Source organism: Roseateles sp. GW821-FHT02E12 (genome assembly GCF_059421665.1).
In genome coordinates, this window is sequence record NZ_JBWKVK010000005.1 from 613,017 (window position 1) to 628,902 (window position 15,886).

The window sequence follows — 15,886 nt, forward strand, 5'->3', positions numbered from 1 at the left end:
ATAAATCAATTGCTTGTATCCGCCATTCGGTGCCGATCTAGGGCGCAGCCTTCCTGCCTAGGCGGCGGCCCCTGTCTCCACAGAACACGTTAGACCGCGATGCCCGCATACGCGCATGGATACAGAAGACGCCCTTCACTTCCTGGCTCAGCATCAGCCCCTCCCCGCCGACGGCATGCTGTCGGACGAACTGATTGACATATACGACGCGGTACGGTGCCATTTCGTGCGGCACCCTGATCCCAGGTGCATTCCGCTTTTCCTCAACTCCTTTGGCGACGGCTCCGGCTTCGGTGTCTATCAGGTCGTGGACGACGTCTTCCTCAAGTACACGCCTGAGCAGGTCGTTCCACATCTTCAATCTGCACTTCAGAGTCCGCTTCTCGGCGTCCGGTACTGGGCGTCGCAATGCGCCATGGACTTTCCTTCCCCGGTGCTGGTGCCGGCTCTTCGGGACCTCCTTCTTTCTCACGCCCCCGACACTCTCGGGTGCCACTACTTCGCCGTGGTCGCGTTGGAGCAGATATGGCAGCAGTGCTCGCACGGTCCCGTTCTCGACGTCCTCGAGCAAGCACTTCCCACCGTCTCCGAGGACGACGTCCGGGCTCTCATCCTGGAGATCCTTCTCTCGGGTTCACGCGCGACCTAACCCCGGCATGCAGCGGACTCGCTACGCTCGCCGCTGATGCCAGACGTTAAGGCGCTTCGACTCATCGGAATTTCATGTCTCAGTTTGCACAACACTACGAACGTCTGCACGACGAGGCCCTCATCGAACTCGCGCTGCGGCAGGAACTGGTGCCCGAGGCCGCCGCTGCGCTTCACGCCGAGTTGAAGCAGCGTGGCATCAACGATCTTTCTGCGCATGCTCAAGAGCGACAGCGCGAAGCAATTTCTGAAGAGGCTCATCGGCGCCAGCAAATTTCCCACCGCGGAAAGGTCACCAAGTGGCGAACAAGGTTCTTGCTTGCGATGGCTGTGTTCTGCGTTGGATACGGGGTGTTCCGCATCCTCGTGCCGAATCTTGATCGCCCTGGTGACGATGGCGGCATCATGCTTGTCCTCGGGGTAGGCATCTTTTTGCTCGCGCTCGTATCGTCTCGGCTTTCACGACTCTGGAGTGAGCGTGTTTTGCATCGACCACCAGCGCCTTAACCCTTTGCTGCAGCGGACGGCTCCGCCGTCCGCTGAGCTCGAACGTTGAGCAGCATGACGGACAGCATCTTCATGGAGCCGCCGTGGCTCAAATTCCCCAAGATTCCGCTCGGCTCGATAGGTTGGCGTGTGGGCGGCGGCGAAGAATATTGGTACGCGTGGCAAGAATGGTTCATGGCGCAGTCCGAAGAGGTCCGGAGTTCCGTCCGTAGACGCTTTGCCGAACCACTAGGTTGGGAAGGGTTCTATGCACGCACCGTCGAGCATTTCGCCAGTCGAACTCGGTAGCGCATCGTTGTGGTTCGCGGTCACGCTGCCCAACCCTGCACTGCAGCGGACGGCTTCGCCGTCCGCTGAGCTAAAACGTTAGACCGCACCAAACTAGTGTTCCGACCTCAAGGAAATTGATATGCCAGACGCGCTGACTAGTGCCTTCATAGCAGCAGGAGTATCTATTTTCGTCGCTGCCCTAAGTCTTGGCGGAACCTGGTTGCAACTCCGAAATGCGCGGAAGAAGCAGGCCGACGACATAGCCCATGCCTTTTCGGAGAGAATTTATGAGAATAGAGTTAAGTACTATCCGGAAGGGTATTCAATTCTTAGTAGGATAAGGAGGCTGGGTCCGCCGCATTACCTAGCGCATCCAGATCATCTAAAGGAGCTCAAGGACGAGCTCAATAAGTGGGCTGGCCCAACTTCACTCTTCTTCTCGCTAGACACTACGGAGTGCTATTGGGAGTTGAGGAGAGCACTTGCGAAGAATCCGGCCCATGGCCAAGACTACTCGGAGGAACAGGCTGACAAGGTGTTCCTCGCGAGAAATCGGCTTCGCAAGCAGATGAGATCAGACATCGGTAACCTCTATGCCGCAGATATCAACGAGACAAAGGGTCCGCACTGGGAGTATTACTAACTTGCTCCGAGCGCGGTCTAATCGGTCGCTCGACCCGACATCCCTCGGCAAGCCTCGGTCCTCGGGTCAGCTTCAACGTTAGGCCTCACATGTTGACATCGCTGCGCCTCCGAACAGCCGGAACACTTGCGCTGGGCCTTGTCGCCTGTGCGCTTCTGTTCGTGCTTGCTGCGATGTTTCAGCGCCCGGCGTGGGGCGTGCTCTCGATACTCTTTGCCGTCGTCGTCATGTTTCGAGCGCTACGGGGTTGCACGCATCGCACTGCGTCGGTGCTCTTTGCGCTCGCGGCGAGCCCGCCTGCCGCGGCCGTTCTGGCAGCGATGCCCGAGATCGCGTTCTCCTCAGTTGCCTTTGCAGCGCCAATCGCGGTCGGGTTGGTCTTCTCTGCTTTGCTTTGGCTAGCACAAGCACCTCGCACTAGCGTCGCGCTATTTCTCGGATTGCAGCTCTTGTTGTCAGCGCCGTTCGACGTGGCCGTGAGCTCCGTGAAGGATTGCCCGAGAGTGTTGCCGCTGGGAATGGGGTTGCTAAATGCCGATGGACTGGCCGCCGCAGAGCGAGGCGAGTTTGTGCCTGGTGGGTGCATGGTTTCCGGACTCGAGCCGCGGTGGGTGTTGGCTTGGTGAGGCCTAACCCATCGCTCAACCGGACCCGCTACGGCGGCCACCGCTTGGCCGCTCCAGGCCAGGGTTTATATTTTTCTTCCGCGGCCAAGCGGCACCCGCCTCCGCAGTCCGGTTATCTCGAACGTTAGGCCGCACAAAGAAGAACGATCGTGCTCTGGACGCTATTCGATCTTTTGTCACTCGCTGCTTCCTCGCCAGTCGCGCTGAAAGCTGAACGAGAGCGCTTGATTTCCACCTTGGGAGCGCTGCATACCAGTCTTGCCTCAGCTATTTCTGAGCCGCCGAATGCTGAAACCCAGGCGAGCAAAGGCCAGTTTTCAAACGCCGCGTCGGATCTCTTCTGCCAAGCCAGGCTCCTAACCGCCACCCCCGACAAGTCCTACGCAAGAATCGAAGACTTGGCAGCACAAGTTGAAAGCGCCCTTCTCATGCTTCAACGCCAAGTCCTGAGTACACACCAAGCAAATCGTCTGCTTCACGTTCTCGATGCAGAGATTACGCGGCTTCAATAAACGGGAACCAGCTGATGAGGTTCTTTCCGCCCAGCCAACTGCCGCCAATGCGCGGCGCTGAGCCGGAGCATGATCATCCGCGGAGGCGTTTCTCCTTCTTGTTTCGTGCTGGCGTCGCAGTTGCGACCCTTGCTGGGGGCGGGACTGTCGCCTCAATTGGATTTGTGAGCTTTGCAAATCCACTCTGGTTCGTAGCCATTCCGGTCGCACTGGCTGTCGGGTGCTTTATCGCAAGCAACTTGGGGCGCAGCCTGTCTCGCCAAAGGGCGGGCGGGCCGGTGCTTTGGTAGGCATGCGCCAGTGACCTTTAAAGAAACACCCCCCAGGCAGTTGATTTCGTTGATCCTCTGGCAACGTCCTGAGCTGCGTTCAGGTTGATGCCGCTTGCGGCACCAACTTCAAGCCCAACTGCTGAGCGCGCCGGGCGAGCAGGGCGATCGCACCCAGGCCGAGCAAGGCCGACGTAGCCGGTTCAGGAATCACCGGCACGTTCTCCACTGAAATCTGCAGGGTGTAGAAATCACCGAGCTGAGGTTCGGCGTCGACAAATCCGCCCGTATATCCACCAGTTACTGGGCTGGCGCCGAATCTCCCCACGCCAACGATATAAACCCCTGGTGCGGTGAGATAGGTCGTCATCAGCGAGTCGTACGACATCGTGCCGCTGTAATTCAAAACACTGCCGTCCGCACCGCCGCGATAATCATAGTCATCGTTGTGCCCCAGCGAGGAGCCGTCGGCGGCCCAAATCGCCACGCGCGAATCGAAAGTCGATGACGTGTGGTCTATATCCAGCACCACAAAACCAAAGGTGCTGCCCGCCCCGGGAAAATAGAAAGAGTAGTAGTCGAAGGTGCCGTCGCCCGTGCCCTTTATTGTCACGTGCGGTATGGTCAGCGAGGTATTGTCGACAAGCGTGCCGTTGCCAATATCGGGGCTGTAATCCAGGCTGAAATGACCATCGACCGACTGGGCGGCAGCGAGAGAGTTGTTGGGTTCCGCTTCAAATATGACTGCTGCCATACCCGAAACGGGCAGACAGACAGAAAACGCTGCAGCGCAAAGTCTCAACTGCTTCGAGATCTGATTCACGGCGGTTCTCCTAAGTAGCTCCCTGGATATTCTTCTCCGAACTAGGGTTGAAAGGCGCCGCCATACTGCCCGGCTTGGCGTGGCGAGCGGCCATGCGGCGGCCCCAAACACCTGGGCTAGGGTTAACACGAATCTGATTCGCTGTCAATGCAAAGCCGGGGTGGCTTGCTGACCTGGGGCTGCTTGGAAACCGCTACTCCGTCGCGTCCGCATTCGCTGCTCGCAGCGGGTCCGACACCTCCAGCCAGTCCAGGTCGTTCTCCAGCGTGTGGAAGGCGTCGTCGCCGATGTCGCCGGCGTTGCGCAGTGCCAGCAGCACCTGGCGGGCGGCCTGCAGCGCGGCGCGGTAGCGGTCGTCGTACTCGGCGCCGAAGGAGGCGAACGGGCTGCCGCTTTCGTGCAGCGGCCGGCCCAGGTGCATCTTCAGGTTCTTGCGCACCAGGCTCACGGCGGCAGAGCCGTCGGCCGGCAGTTGCGCGAAGGCGGCTTCCAGCATGCGATGACGCGCGGCGTGCTCCTCGTGCTCGACGGGGTTGCCGTCGTGCAGGTCCAGCGCCCGCAGCAGCGGTTTCAACGTGAGGCCATGGATCAGCAGCGTGCCCAGCACGACGAGAAAGGCCGTCAGCACGATCAAGTCGCGGGCCGGGAAGCCCTCGGGCAGCGCGAGCGCCGCGGCCAGCGTGACGATGCCGCGCATGCCGGCCCACGAAATCACCAGGCCGCTGCCCACCGTGGGCCGCAGCATGGGCCGCGGTGGGTTGAAGCCGTGGCGGCGGTCGCGCCAGCGCACCACCGCATTGAAGGTCATGTGCCAGACGATGCGCACGAGGATGACCGTCGCCAGCACGGCGGCAGCCACAACGAGGTACTGCTCTCGCGCCGGCGCCTCCAGCCCCATCAGGATGGGCCGGAGCTGCAGCCCGATGAAGATGAAGGCGAAGATGTTCAGCGCGAACACCACCGTGGCCCACACCGCGTTGGTGGGGATGCGAACGCGGGCCGGGATGCGTGCCGGTGCCGTGCGCGCCAGCGTCATGGCAAAGCACACGGTGGTCAGCACGCCCGACAGGCCGACGTGTTCCGCCAACTGCCAGACGGTGATGGTGCCGATGAACTGCAGGATGATGGCCGTGGGAATGTGCTGCACGCGCTCGAAGAGGCGCTGTGCCAGCCAGCCCAGCGCGGGCCCCGCGATGAGGCTGCCCAGCACGGCCAGCAAAAAGGTCGGCGCCACCGCCTGCACCGAGAAGCCGCCGGCCGCCACCGCGCCCACGGCGAGGCGGTAGATCAGCAGCGCGCTGGCGTCGTTCAGCAGGCTCTCGCCCTCGAGGATGCCCAGGATGCGCTGCGGTGGGTGCAGTGGCCGCAGCACCGCCGTGGCCGCCACGGCATCCGGCGGCGCGACGATGGCGCCCAGCGCGATGGCCGCGGCCCAGGGCAGGCCCGGCACCAGGGCGTGGGCCACGACGGCCACCGCCGCCGTTGTGAGCCCCACCGCAACGACCACCAGGCTGACCAGCGGCGCCCAGTTGTCCTTCAGGTCGCGCAGCGAGGCGTCGTAGCCAGCGTCGACCAGGATGGGCGCCACGAACAAGGCCAACACCAGGTCGGGCGGCAGGCTGACGCTGGGGGCGCCTGGGATCAGCGCCAGCAGCGCACCGCCAATGGCCAGGAAGACGGGGTAGGGCGCACCGGCGCGGCGCGCGGTGGCGGCCAGCACCACGGCAGCCACGAAAAGGATCAGGATCTGTTCGAGTTCCCGCACCGGCCGGAGTATGGAGGCCTCGTCACGGCAAAGGAAGGCGGGCAGGCGCTTGCTACGGCGCCTGCCGAACTAACTCAGCGCCGGCGGCGGCCGGCCAGGCCCAGCGCCAGCAGCCCGGGCAGCAGCAAGGCCCAGCCGGCGGGCTCGGGCACGACGGCGGCCTGCTCGACGCCGCTCAGGTGCAGCTGCCAGAAGCCGCCCTTCTGGTCGTTGGCGTTGATGTCATAGCCGGGCTGGTTCCAGTCCGCGAGCTTGATCGGTGCATCGGCGTCGTAGACGAAGCCCTGGGGCAGCGTCGTGCCCAGCGCGTCGTTGGAGCTGGCGTTCAGCACCAGGCGGTAGCTGCCCGCGGCGATGGCCGTGAACTGCAGGCCCGCGTCGTAGTAGCCGGCTGAAGCGCTGACGAGGCTGCCGCTGTCGTTGTCCATGTTGACGATGACGCCGCCGCTGGCCAGGAAGAGCTGCGGGTCGAAGTTCAGGCCCGACTGCCAGGAGTCGGTCCACAGGCTGACGGTGCTGCCGGCGGCGACCTGGAAGTCGATGACGACCTTGTCGTTGTGGTTCACGGCTTGGCCGGAGAACGTCAGGTCGGCGGCCTGGGCGCCCAGGGACAGCGCGGCCAGGGCCAGCGCGAGGAGGTGCTTCTTCATGTCCATTCCTTGTCGAGTCAGGGAGCCAGAACCGGCGGGTTGGCGCGCGGCGTGGTTTGGGCGGAGGGGCGCAGGTGGTTCTCGCCGGTGCGCACTTCAAACGCGGCTGCGAAGGTCTCGATGTTGCTGGCGCTGGCCACCGTGTCCACGTACCACCACTCGCCGACGACGCGGTCGCGGTTCACGTCCATCACCATGTAGCCGCGGCGGGTCAGCTGCACGTACTTGTAGTGGGGGTTGTAGAGCTTGATCGCACCGGCAATGCCGCCCGTCGTGTCGCTGTCGATGCCGGGCGAGGTGACCGAGGTGCCGACGAACTCCACGGCCAGCGAGCCGGCGCCGGTCGCCTTGTCGTAGGCGGCCGGGTTGTAGGGGTTGGGGGTGAGGTCGGCCGCCCAGCTGCTGTGGATGTCGCCGGTCAGCACGACGACGTTGTTGACCTGCGGGTTGGCGGCATCGCCCTTGATGCCAGCGAACACGCGGTTGCGCGCCGGCTCGTAGCCGTCCCACTGGTCGCTGTTGATGAAGTACAGGCCGGGGTCGGTCGCCTGGTTGCTGCCAGGGGCCTTGAGCTGGGCAAACATGACGCCCTGGCCGAGCAGCTTCCACTGCGCCGGCGTCGTGCGCAGGCGGTTGACGAGCCAGGCCTCCTGGGCGTCGCCCAGCAGTGTGCGGCTGGCGTCGCCGTAGCCGGGGTCGGTGGTGGCGAAGCCGGCGCCGAAGGGCGTCGCGTGCACGGCGGTGGTGAGCTGCTCGGAGCGGGCGCTGACGCGCTCCTCCAGCATCAGCAGCTCGGCCAGGTCGCCGTAGGCAAAGCTGCGGTGGTTGTCGCGCAGGTTGTTCACGTCGGCCGGGCGCACCGGCATCCACTCGTAGTAGGCCTGCAGGGCCACGGCCACGCGTGCCGCCCAGTCGCCTTCGGTGGCGGGCTGGTGGTTCTCGGCACCGGTCTTGAACGCGTTGTTGGCGGTTTCGTGGTCGTCCCAGATGGCGATCAGCGGATGTTGGCGGTGCAGGGCCTGGGCGTCGGCGTCGCGCTTGTACTGGGCATGGCGCTGGCGGTAGTCGGCCAGCGAGACGATCTCGTTGGCCGGCTCGGGCGTGCGCGCATTGCCGTACTGGCCAGCGCCGTATTCGTAGAGGTAGTCGCCCAGGTGCATGACCAGGTCGAGGTCGGCGCGCGCGGCCACGCGGGCGTAGGCGTTGAAGTAGCCGTAGGCGTGGTTGGAGCAGCTCACCACGGCAAAGCGAAGGCTGTTCACGCCGGTCGTTGGCAGCGTCTTCGTGCGGCCGACCGGGCTGTCCACGCCCTCGCAGCTGAAGCGGTAGTAGTAGGTCGTGCCGGGCTGCAGACCGGCGGCGTCGACCTTGGCCGTGTAGTCGCGGCCCGGGTTGGTCTTGGTGGAGCCACGCTGCACCACCTGCGTCAGCGTGGGGTCGGTGGCGATGACGTAGGTCAGCGTCAGCGCCGGGCGCGGCGTGGCCGGTGTGATGCGCGTCCACAGGATGACGCGGTCGGCCAGCGGGTCGCCGCTGGCCACGCCGTGGTCGAAGCGCAAGGCGGCAACGGCGGCTTCGGCTGCCAGCATCGGCGCGGTGGCGGCGAGGGCCACGGCACCGGCGCCGGAGCGCTTGAAGAACTCCCGGCGGCTGCTGCCGGACAGTGCCGGCTGGACTTTGTTGGGACGCCCCATGCTGAACCTCGCGCTGAGTGCCGCGGCGACGGCCCCGGCGAAGCGACAAGCATGGCGAGCGACTGTGACCGCGCTGCGACGGCCACCCCGCCTAACGGATCAGCTTCAGCGCGCGTGCCGGCGCCGCAGGGTGATGAGGGCCAGGCAGGCAAGGCCGGCCAGCACCATGGCCCAACTGCCCGGCTCGGGCACCGGGCTGACACTGATGTTCACGGTGCCGAGGACCTTGCCATCGGTGAAGCTCATCAGCACCGCCGTCGCGTGCGGGCCTGGGCCGATCAGCACCGTCGGGTCCAGGGCAGCGGGGCGGTAGATCGTGTCGAACAGGCTCCAGATGTCGTGATCCCACTCGGCTGGCTGCGTGGTCAGGCGATTGATGATGAAGGCTTCCGCGCCGGTGAAGGGCGTCGGGTTGGGTGTCGCCACCGGCGGGATGCCGTTGATCAGGTAGTCGAAGGGCTGACCCGTCATCAGGGCCGCCGTGGCCGGGTTCATCATGATCACCAGGTCAGGGCCCGCCATGCCGAGCAGGAAATGGGCATCCTCGCCCAGCCAGATGCCGGCATCCAGCCGGCCGCTGCCGGTCACCAGGCTCGGTGGGCTGCCGAAGTTGAAGACCCCCTGGCCGTCGGCGGCCTTGCTGCCACCCCACATGTCGACGATCTGGGTGATCGCCACGGGCGTCGTGCTCGTGACGTCGAAGTGCATGCGGTAAGCGCCGGGGTCGCTGGGGCTGCAGTAGGTCCCGCTGTCGCAAGGCACCGCGTTGGCCGATGGTGCGGTGAATCCGCCCAGCAGACCCAGCAGGGCAGTCACTGAGGCGCGTGTCAGGGCGGCGTGCCAAGAGGAATGGTTTGCGGGCTTCACGGGGCCTCCTTGCGATGCGTGACGTGCCGCTGCAATCTAGGCCGGCGCGTCGCGAGGAGGAACCCGATTCCTAGGGGGAGATGCCGTGAATGAAGGCGTGCGCCCTACCGGCTGGGGAGACGGCGCGGGCGCGATGTCCGGTTTTGCCGAAATGGAGCGCCGGCTTGCAACGTCAGCGCGAGCGGCGCCGCTGCGCCAGCAAGCTCAGGCAACCCAGGCCGGCCAGGATCATGACCCAGATGCCCGGCTCGGGCACCGGCACGGCGGAGGTGATGAAGTGGCCGTCGGTGGCCAGGCCGTTGGCGGCCGTGAAGCCGTAGAACACCGGCAGGCCGACGAGGCCCAGGTCGGCGAAGCTGACCTGGGCGCTGACACTGAACGTGCCGAGGTTCAGGTGGTCGATCGTGCCCGTCAGCGTGCCGGCATCGTCGTTCAGGCCCGAGGGCGTGTACTGCACCGAGGCGTACCACTGGAAATCGGGGTCGCGGATGGCGTCGCCCAAGCCGGTTTCGGTGAAGGCCAGTGGCGTGACCGAGCCGCCCGACAGGATCTGCAGGCTGGGCGAAACCGGTTCGCCGCTGAAGTGGAAGGTGTCGATGGCGAAGGCCACGCTGGCCGAGCTGATGCCGTCGTAGCCCAGGCCCGAGCCCGCGCCGCCAACGCCGGTCGCGTCGCTCAGTGTGAAGGTCAGGCCATCGCCGCGCAGCTGCTGGCTGACGGGGATGAAGAAGTGGAAGTCGAAGGCGAAGGCCTGGTTGAAGTCCAGCGTGATGGCCGTTGGCGCGAAGCCGGCGCCGCCCTGAGCGCCCGTGCCTGGCGACGTCAGCACCAGGTCGCTGTAGGTGAAGCCGTTGCCCGGGGTGAAGTTGTTGGCCGTGGCGCTGCCGTACAGCTGCCAGGTCGTGAAGTCGGTGTAGCCGCTGGCCAGGCTCACGCCCTGGTCGGCTTGGGCCATGCCCGTGGCGAGGATCAGCGGCAGCAGCAGTCGAGCGAGCTTCATGGTGGGGTCTCCGATCAGGTTGGAGGCCAGTCTCGGAAGCGACCGTTAGGCAATCGTTAGCGGCAAGGCCTGATGCACCCCCTCAAGTTGGTGGTCTAGCATTCGCGTCCATGGCTCTCGCCCACACCAAGACCCGTGCGCCGCGCCCGCGCGCCGGCCTGCTGCTGCCGCGCCCGGCGTTGCTTGCCACGGTGCAGCGCGCGCTCGACACCCACCGCGTGCTGCTCATCTGCGCGCCCGCCGGCTACGGCAAGACGGCGCTGCTCACGCAGGCCCTGGCCGATGTGCCCGAAGACAGCGCCGTTGCCTGGGTGACGCTGGACGAGGGCGATGATCTGGGCCGCCTGCTGGACTGCCTGTTCGCCGCCTTCGAACCCTATGACCCGCCCTGGCGCACGGCGCCCGAGGGCTTGCGCGACGCGGCCCTGCGCGGCGGCGCCGAGATCGTCACCGTGGCCGACGCGATGCTGAACGCTCTGGAAGCCTGCGAGGTCGAGCGTGGGCTGATCGTGCTGGACGACGCCCACCACCTCGTCGACCCCGCCTCGCTGCAGTTCCTGGACCGTTGGCTGGCCCGCATGGGCGAGCGCTGGCGCCTGGTGCTGTCGACCCGCCACGAGCCGGCGCTGCGCCTGGCACGGCTGCGCGCTGCCGGCGAGCTGGCCGACCTGGGCCCCACCGAGCTGGCGCTGGTGCGTGGCGAGGTGGCCCAACTGGCCCAGGCCGCGGGCCTGGACGACAGCGCGGCGGCCGGGCTCTACGAGCGTTGCCAGGGCTGGCCCGCTGGCCTGCGCCTGGCGCTGGGCATCAACCAAGGTGGCCAGCGCCTGCCCGCGGCCATCGACCGCGCCACCTTCGACTACCTCGCCGCCGAGGTGCTGGACCGCCTGGAGCCCGGGCTGCGCGGTTTCCTGCTGCGCACCAGCGTGCTGCACGAGCTTGACGTGGCGCGCTGCCAGGCCCTCGGTGAAGACGCCAACGCCGCCGGCTGGCTGGCCGAGATGGAGCGACTGGCCCTCTTCGTCACCGTCGTCGACCTCGCGCCCCACACCTTGCGGCTGCACCAGCTCTTCCGCGACATGCTGCAGCAGCGCCTGCGCCAGGAGCAGCCCGAACTGCACCGCCAGTTGCTGGAGCGCGCTGCCCTGCTGGAGACGGACGCGTTGCGCCGCCAGGGCTTGCTGCTGGCCGCGGGTCGCCCCGAGCGTGCCGCCGAGCTGCTGCTGGCAGACGGCGCCCTGCTGATGAACCACCTCGGCGCGCAGGGCCTGCTGGACCTGACCAAGCGCTTCGACCCCGCCTTTGCGGAGGCCAACCCCGAGCTGCACCGCGTGAAGGCGCTGTCGCTGTGGGTGCTGTGGGAAGCCCAGCAGGCCGAGTGGCATCTGAGCCGGGCAGAGGTGCTGTTCGAGGCCCGTGGCGACGAGGCCGGCCTGCGGGCCTCGCGCGCCCACCGCAGCATCCTGCTGATCGCCCAGGGCCGGCTCAACGAGGCCGAGGCGCTGCTGCGCGACCTCGACCCGTTTGCGCTGAGCGGCGAGCTGCGCCGCATGACGCTGCTGGGCCGCGCCTGGCACGCGCTGGAAAGCTGCCGCTTCGACGCCGTCGCGCCGCTGTTCGACGCCCTCGTCACCGAGCTGCTGCAGACGGCCTCGCTGGAGGCTTGGTACACCGGCTCGCCGCCGCCGCGCCAGATCAGCTGCGTCGGCATGGCGCCGGTGGCCGACCGCTGGTATCGCGGTGCCATGCATGTGCTGGGCGACCGGCCGCTGCCCTTCGGCGTCAACGCCCACATGGCCCAGGCCTGGAACCTGTTCTGGCAGGGCCGCCTGGCCGAGGCGCAGCAGTTGCTGGCCCGCGCCGAGGCCGACGCCGCCTGGTTCGGCCGCCTCGTCATCGCGCGCAATCACGGCCAGGCCCTGCACGCCATGCTGGACCTCATCGCCGGCCGCCACGGCGAGGCACTGGAGCTGATGCGGCTGCGCCTGGCCGAGCATGTGCCGGGCTATGGCGCCTGGGGGCAGTGGCATGCCGGCTTCTTCATGGCCCGCATGGCCGCGGCCGTGGGCGACCGCGAGGCGCTGGCCGACGGCCTGCAGCGCCTCGTGCGTGTGGGCGCCGACCTGCCAGACCTCGTCATGCCGCACCGGCCGCGACCGCTGATCGGCCTGCAGGCCCAGCTCGCCGCCTTGCAGGGGCGGCGCGACGAGGCCATCGCGGCCTGGCACGGCTTGCTGGCCGATGGTGAGAGTGGCGACCTGCTGGGCCAACTGGCCGAAGCGCGCTTGCGCCTGGCCGTGGCCCTGTTGGAAGGTGGCGACCGCGCCGCCGCGGCCGAGGCCCTGGCGCCGGCCTTGGCCAGGCGCGAGCCCGGCGGCCTGATGTGGGCCACGCCGGAGCTGCTGCGGATGGCCGCCGAGGACTGGGGCGACCTGCTGCAGCCGGCCGACGTCGCCCGCCTGCGCGGCTGGGCCGACGCGGTGCGGCCGGCCACGCTGGCCATGGCCACCGAAGGCGCCGCGCCGGTCGACGACCGACTGTCCCAGCGCGAGGCCGAGGTCATCGCCCAGATCGCCGCCGGCGCCAGCAACAAGCACATCGCCCGCGCGCTGGACCTGAGCCCCCACACCGTCAAGCGGCACGTGGCCAACATCCTCGACAAGCTGGGCCTGAACTCACGCGGCGAGGCGGCCGCGTGGTGGCGCGACCGTCAAACGGTCACCAGGCCCGGCACGCTGGGCTGACCCACCGCCCGGCTCAGCTTGGCCCAGGCCGTGTCGTTGAGCAGCGACCGTGCCGAGGCCAGCACCGGCGCCTGCACGGGGGGCGGCAGGCTGCCGACGACGAGGGCGCGCTCGGCGGGGGTGAGCGCAGGGATCATCCAGCGCAGCGTCTCGCTCATCTCGCGCGGGCCGATGCTGGCCAGGATGCGGTGGTGCAGATCCATCAGCTCGGCGTCGCTGTAGCTGGCCCACAGCGCCTGGTTGTGGCGGCTCTCCTCCACGCTCATGTGCTCGAAGTTGTGCGCGACGAAGGCCGCGAAGCGGCGGTACAGGCGCTGGGCGGCACCGGCTGACGGCATGGCGCGCAGCGCGGCGCTTTCCGCGCGCAGCGTGGCGATGGTGTCGAGGTGCTCCTCGTGCTCCACCTCGATGGCCGCGCTGGCGCCGGCCCGGCGGGCCTCGATGGCCGGGTGGATGAAGGCGTTCTCCTTGTCGACATGGTGCTTGGCGGCGTCCAGCAGCGCGTCCAGCTGGGCCAGGCCGGCGGCCAGGTCCAGCGGGTCGTCGACGTCGAGGCGGCCGAGCTGCTGCAGCGTGTCGGTCATGAAGAGGCGCAGGGCCTTGTGGATGTGGGCGTATAGGTCGAGGCGGGGGGCGGTGGTCATGGTGAGGCTCCGGGTTGGGCCGGCGCCAAGGTGGGCCGGATGGTCGCCAGTGTTCCGAGCGGAGCCGCCGCTGCCATCGCCCTGATGGGCCATCGCCGGTGGGCCATGGCCATGACCTCAGTCATGGCTCCTCGCGGCCCGCCGCGCTGGCCCGTCGGGGCGATGCCGCGCGCCGGGCCGCTCGGCACAGTGCCGACCCATGCCCCGCCTCGCCCTCCTGCTGCTCTGCACCGCCGCCCTGGCCGCTCGCGCCGAGCTGCCCGAGCGCCTGAGCCAGACCGGCCTTGATGAAGCCGCAGTGCGCGCCTTCGAGCCACGCTTTGCGCTGTGGTCCGACGGCGCAGCCAAGCGGCGCTGGATCGCGCTGCCGCCCGGCGCGCAGGTGGACGCGAGCCAGCCGGATGCCTGGCGCTTCCCGGCCGGTACGCGGCTGTGGAAGGAGTTCAGCGTCGACGGCCGGCCGGTGGAAACGCGCCACTTCGTGCTCGGCGCCGACGGCCGCTGGGAAGGCGCCAGCTACGTCTGGGCCGGTGCCGACGCGGTGCGCGCCCCGGTCCGCGGCCTGGTGCTGACGCTGCCGGGCGGCCGCCGCTACGAGGTGCCCTCCACCGGCGACTGCATGGCCTGCCATGCCGGCGCCCGCAGCCCCGTGCTGGGCTTTGCGGCCCTGCAGCTCGGCCCCGCCGTGCCGGCGCTGGTGCGCGAGGGCCTGCTCAAGAACGCGCCCGCCGCCTGGAGCCTGCAGGCGCCGGACTTCCCCGCCGCCAGCCCCGCCGAGCACGCCGCCCGCGGCTATCTGCACGGCAACTGCGCGCACTGCCATTTCGACGGCGGCGTGCCCGTGCCGCTGCGCCTGGCGCTGGACGTCGGCCAGCCGCCCGCGCCGGTGGACGCGGCCAAGGTGCTGAAGCGCGCCGGCACCCGAAACCCCTACCAGCAGATGCCGCCCCTGGGCACCCGCGAGATCGACGCCCAGGGCCTGGCTTTGTTGGCCCGTCACTTCAACCCGGAGATCCCATGAAAGCCTTGCTTCCCCTTCTCATCCTGCTGGCCGGCGCCGCCCAGGCTTCCGACCGCGTCGAGCGTGGCCGCTACCTCGTCAACACCAGTGGCTGCATGGACTGCCACACGCCGTTGAAGATGGGCGCCAACGGCCCCGAGCCCGACATGACGCGGCTGCTGTCGGGCCACCCGCAGCAGCTCGTCATCACGGCGCCGGTGGCCGTGCCACCGGGCCCCTGGATGGCCGTCACCGCCGTCACGGCCACGGCCTTCTCCGGCCCCTGGGGCGTGAGCTTCACGGCCAACCTGACGCCGGACATGGAGACGGGCCTGGGCCGCTGGAGCGAGAACGACTTCGTGCAGACCATCCGCACCGGCCGCCACCTCGGCCGCGGCCGGCCGGTGCTGCCTCCCATGCCCATCCCCGTCTACAGCCAGATGACGGACGACGACCTGCAGGCCATGTTCGCCTACCTGAAGAGCCTGCCGCCCATCCGCAACAAGGTGCCCGAGCCGCTGGCGCCTGCCCATCCCTGATCGCTCCGCCCCACAGCCTGAAACCCAAGGAGATTTCCATGACCCTGATCACCCCCGCCCGCCTGGGCCTGTTGTCCGCCCTCTGCCTCGTCGTCGCCGCCGCGCTGGCGTTTTCCGAGGACGCCCATGCGGCGGCCTCCACCTGCGAGGACACGGCCGCGCTGCAGCGGCGGCTGGACGATTTCGATGCACGCTGGAACGCCAGCGACGCCTGGGGCCTGACGGCGCAGTTCACGATGGAGGGCAGCCTGGGCGCCGGCGGCGAGGCGGGCCGCGTGGCGGTCTACCGCGAGCTCATCGAGCGCCTGGGCCGTTCGTCGCAGCCGCGGCACACGCGGCTGGTACGCGCCACCGACGTGGGTCAGACCTGCCTCGTGGACGTGCAGGTGAAGAGCGGTGACCGCAACGAGGCGGGTCTCTTCCTGCTGGCGCCCTCGCGCGAGGGCGGCATCGTGGCGATGCGTTGACGTCGAGAAGGCAAAACAAAGCCCCGCCCGGCGTGAGCCGGTCGGGGCGCAAGAGCGCTTCACGCCGCCCGGGACACACCGTGGAGGGTGCGTAGGGCTGCGGCGTGCATCACAGCGCAGGTGGCCGGTCGCGGGCAACACGGCGGGCGTGATGCGAGCGGGCCTGAATCTTTGTGCTCTTCGTCGCGGGCGGTTCGCGTTTGTCCGCCTCGCCAGGG

The 15,886-nt window shown here is 67.9% G+C and carries 17 protein-coding genes; 10 read left to right on the plus strand and 7 right to left on the minus strand.

All coding sequences use genetic code 11. The features are described 5' to 3' along the window. Positions 1 to 115 precede the first annotated feature (115 nt). The 6 genes from AC07V5_RS30090 to AC07V5_RS30115 all read left to right on the plus strand — a co-directional run bounded on the left by AC07V5_RS30090 (position 116) and on the right by AC07V5_RS30115 (position 3,206). Positions 116 to 649: a hypothetical protein gene (locus tag AC07V5_RS30090; protein WP_495119291.1), complete on the plus strand. Its 534-nt coding sequence runs from the start codon at positions 116 to 118 to the stop codon at positions 647 to 649. Positions 650 to 723: 74 nt separating this feature from the next. Next, positions 724 to 1,155 carry a hypothetical protein gene (locus AC07V5_RS30095; protein WP_495119292.1) on the plus strand — a complete coding sequence of 144 codons (432 nt, stop codon included), beginning with the start codon at positions 724 to 726 and terminating at the stop codon, positions 1,153 to 1,155. 54 nt (positions 1,156 to 1,209) lie between these two features. Next, the gene (locus AC07V5_RS30100) at positions 1,210 to 1,443 is read left to right on the plus strand and encodes a hypothetical protein (protein ID WP_495119293.1); all 234 of its coding nucleotides are present in this window, start codon (positions 1,210 to 1,212) and stop codon (positions 1,441 to 1,443) included. A gap of 121 nt (positions 1,444 to 1,564) precedes the next feature. Then, positions 1,565 to 2,068, plus strand: coding sequence for a hypothetical protein (locus tag AC07V5_RS30105; protein ID WP_495119294.1), 504 nt, complete (start codon positions 1,565 to 1,567; stop codon positions 2,066 to 2,068). A gap of 89 nt (positions 2,069 to 2,157) precedes the next feature. Next, positions 2,158 to 2,694, plus strand: coding sequence for a hypothetical protein (locus tag AC07V5_RS30110; RefSeq protein WP_495119295.1), 537 nt, complete (start codon positions 2,158 to 2,160; stop codon positions 2,692 to 2,694). A 149-nt stretch (positions 2,695 to 2,843) separates the two neighbouring features. Beyond that, positions 2,844 to 3,206: a hypothetical protein gene (locus AC07V5_RS30115; protein WP_495119296.1), complete on the plus strand. Its 363-nt coding sequence runs from the start codon at positions 2,844 to 2,846 to the stop codon at positions 3,204 to 3,206. A gap of 369 nt (positions 3,207 to 3,575) precedes the next feature. Here AC07V5_RS30115 and AC07V5_RS30120 read toward each other — a convergent pair whose 3' ends face one another. The 6 genes from AC07V5_RS30120 to AC07V5_RS30145 all read right to left on the minus strand — a co-directional run bounded on the left by AC07V5_RS30120 (position 3,576) and on the right by AC07V5_RS30145 (position 10,274). Beyond that, positions 3,576 to 4,298, minus strand: a complete 723-nt coding sequence (locus AC07V5_RS30120; RefSeq protein ID WP_495119297.1) for a PEP-CTERM sorting domain-containing protein — start codon at positions 4,296 to 4,298, stop codon at positions 3,576 to 3,578. 193 nt (positions 4,299 to 4,491) lie between these two features. Beyond that, on the minus strand, positions 4,492 to 6,063 hold the full coding sequence (locus tag AC07V5_RS30125; RefSeq protein ID WP_495119298.1) for a cation:proton antiporter: 1,572 nt from the start codon (positions 6,061 to 6,063) through the stop codon (positions 4,492 to 4,494). A gap of 74 nt (positions 6,064 to 6,137) precedes the next feature. Then, the gene (locus AC07V5_RS30130) at positions 6,138 to 6,713 is read right to left on the minus strand and encodes a DVUA0089 family protein (RefSeq protein WP_495119299.1); all 576 of its coding nucleotides are present in this window, start codon (positions 6,711 to 6,713) and stop codon (positions 6,138 to 6,140) included. Positions 6,714 to 6,730: 17 nt separating this feature from the next. Beyond that, a complete protein-coding gene (locus AC07V5_RS30135; protein WP_495119300.1) occupies positions 6,731 to 8,407 on the minus strand; it encodes an alkaline phosphatase D family protein in 1,677 nt (558 codons plus the stop codon). Between the two features lie 105 nt (positions 8,408 to 8,512). Next, positions 8,513 to 9,223, minus strand: a complete 711-nt coding sequence (locus AC07V5_RS30140; RefSeq protein ID WP_495119301.1) for a PEP-CTERM sorting domain-containing protein — start codon at positions 9,221 to 9,223, stop codon at positions 8,513 to 8,515. A gap of 223 nt (positions 9,224 to 9,446) precedes the next feature. Next, a complete protein-coding gene (locus tag AC07V5_RS30145; RefSeq protein ID WP_495119302.1) occupies positions 9,447 to 10,274 on the minus strand; it encodes a PEP-CTERM sorting domain-containing protein in 828 nt (275 codons plus the stop codon). A 110-nt stretch (positions 10,275 to 10,384) separates the two neighbouring features. On the opposite strand from AC07V5_RS30145, the gene AC07V5_RS30150 reads away from it, so the two are divergent. Then, on the plus strand, positions 10,385 to 13,018 hold the full coding sequence (locus AC07V5_RS30150) for a winged helix-turn-helix domain-containing protein (protein ID WP_495119303.1): 2,634 nt from the start codon (positions 10,385 to 10,387) through the stop codon (positions 13,016 to 13,018). Here AC07V5_RS30150 and AC07V5_RS30155 read toward each other — a convergent pair. Continuing rightward, a complete protein-coding gene (locus AC07V5_RS30155) occupies positions 12,985 to 13,662 on the minus strand; it encodes a hemerythrin domain-containing protein (RefSeq protein ID WP_495119304.1) in 678 nt (225 codons plus the stop codon). The two genes, AC07V5_RS30150 and AC07V5_RS30155, sit on opposite strands and share 34 nt — an antisense overlap. A 199-nt stretch (positions 13,663 to 13,861) precedes the next feature. Here AC07V5_RS30155 and AC07V5_RS30160 point away from each other — a divergent pair, with 199 nt between their 5' ends. From AC07V5_RS30160 to AC07V5_RS30170, 3 genes are read left to right on the plus strand one after another with little or no spacing between them, the layout of a single operon-like run. Continuing rightward, the gene (locus AC07V5_RS30160) at positions 13,862 to 14,683 is read left to right on the plus strand and encodes a hypothetical protein (protein WP_495119305.1); all 822 of its coding nucleotides are present in this window, start codon (positions 13,862 to 13,864) and stop codon (positions 14,681 to 14,683) included. Continuing rightward, the gene (locus tag AC07V5_RS30165) at positions 14,680 to 15,201 is read left to right on the plus strand and encodes a c-type cytochrome (RefSeq protein WP_495119306.1); all 522 of its coding nucleotides are present in this window, start codon (positions 14,680 to 14,682) and stop codon (positions 15,199 to 15,201) included. Before AC07V5_RS30160 ends, AC07V5_RS30165 begins: the two co-directional genes overlap by 4 nt. A gap of 38 nt (positions 15,202 to 15,239) precedes the next feature. After that, positions 15,240 to 15,668 (plus strand): hypothetical protein, encoded by a 429-nt coding sequence (locus AC07V5_RS30170; RefSeq protein ID WP_495119307.1) that lies wholly within the window; start codon positions 15,240 to 15,242, stop codon positions 15,666 to 15,668. Positions 15,669 to 15,886: the final 218 nt, after the last annotated feature.

Coding starts and splice junctions, on each gene's coding strand:
- AC07V5_RS30135 (WP_495119300.1), bottom strand. CDS start 8,407: ATGGGGCGTCCCAACAAAGTCCAGCCGGCACTGTCCGGCAGCAGCCGC.
- AC07V5_RS30095 (WP_495119292.1), top strand. CDS start 724: ATGTCTCAGTTTGCACAACACTACGAACGTCTGCACGACGAGGCCCTC.
- AC07V5_RS30090 (WP_495119291.1), top strand. CDS start 116: ATGGATACAGAAGACGCCCTTCACTTCCTGGCTCAGCATCAGCCCCTC.
- AC07V5_RS30155 (WP_495119304.1), bottom strand. CDS start 13,662: ATGACCACCGCCCCCCGCCTCGACCTATACGCCCACATCCACAAGGCC.
- AC07V5_RS30170 (WP_495119307.1), top strand. CDS start 15,240: ATGACCCTGATCACCCCCGCCCGCCTGGGCCTGTTGTCCGCCCTCTGC.
- AC07V5_RS30165 (WP_495119306.1), top strand. CDS start 14,680: ATGAAAGCCTTGCTTCCCCTTCTCATCCTGCTGGCCGGCGCCGCCCAG.
- AC07V5_RS30160 (WP_495119305.1), top strand. CDS start 13,862: ATGCCCCGCCTCGCCCTCCTGCTGCTCTGCACCGCCGCCCTGGCCGCT.
- AC07V5_RS30100 (WP_495119293.1), top strand. CDS start 1,210: ATGACGGACAGCATCTTCATGGAGCCGCCGTGGCTCAAATTCCCCAAG.
- AC07V5_RS30130 (WP_495119299.1), bottom strand. CDS start 6,713: ATGAAGAAGCACCTCCTCGCGCTGGCCCTGGCCGCGCTGTCCCTGGGC.
- AC07V5_RS30105 (WP_495119294.1), top strand. CDS start 1,565: ATGCCAGACGCGCTGACTAGTGCCTTCATAGCAGCAGGAGTATCTATT.
- AC07V5_RS30145 (WP_495119302.1), bottom strand. CDS start 10,274: ATGAAGCTCGCTCGACTGCTGCTGCCGCTGATCCTCGCCACGGGCATG.
- AC07V5_RS30150 (WP_495119303.1), top strand. CDS start 10,385: ATGGCTCTCGCCCACACCAAGACCCGTGCGCCGCGCCCGCGCGCCGGC.
- AC07V5_RS30110 (WP_495119295.1), top strand. CDS start 2,158: ATGTTGACATCGCTGCGCCTCCGAACAGCCGGAACACTTGCGCTGGGC.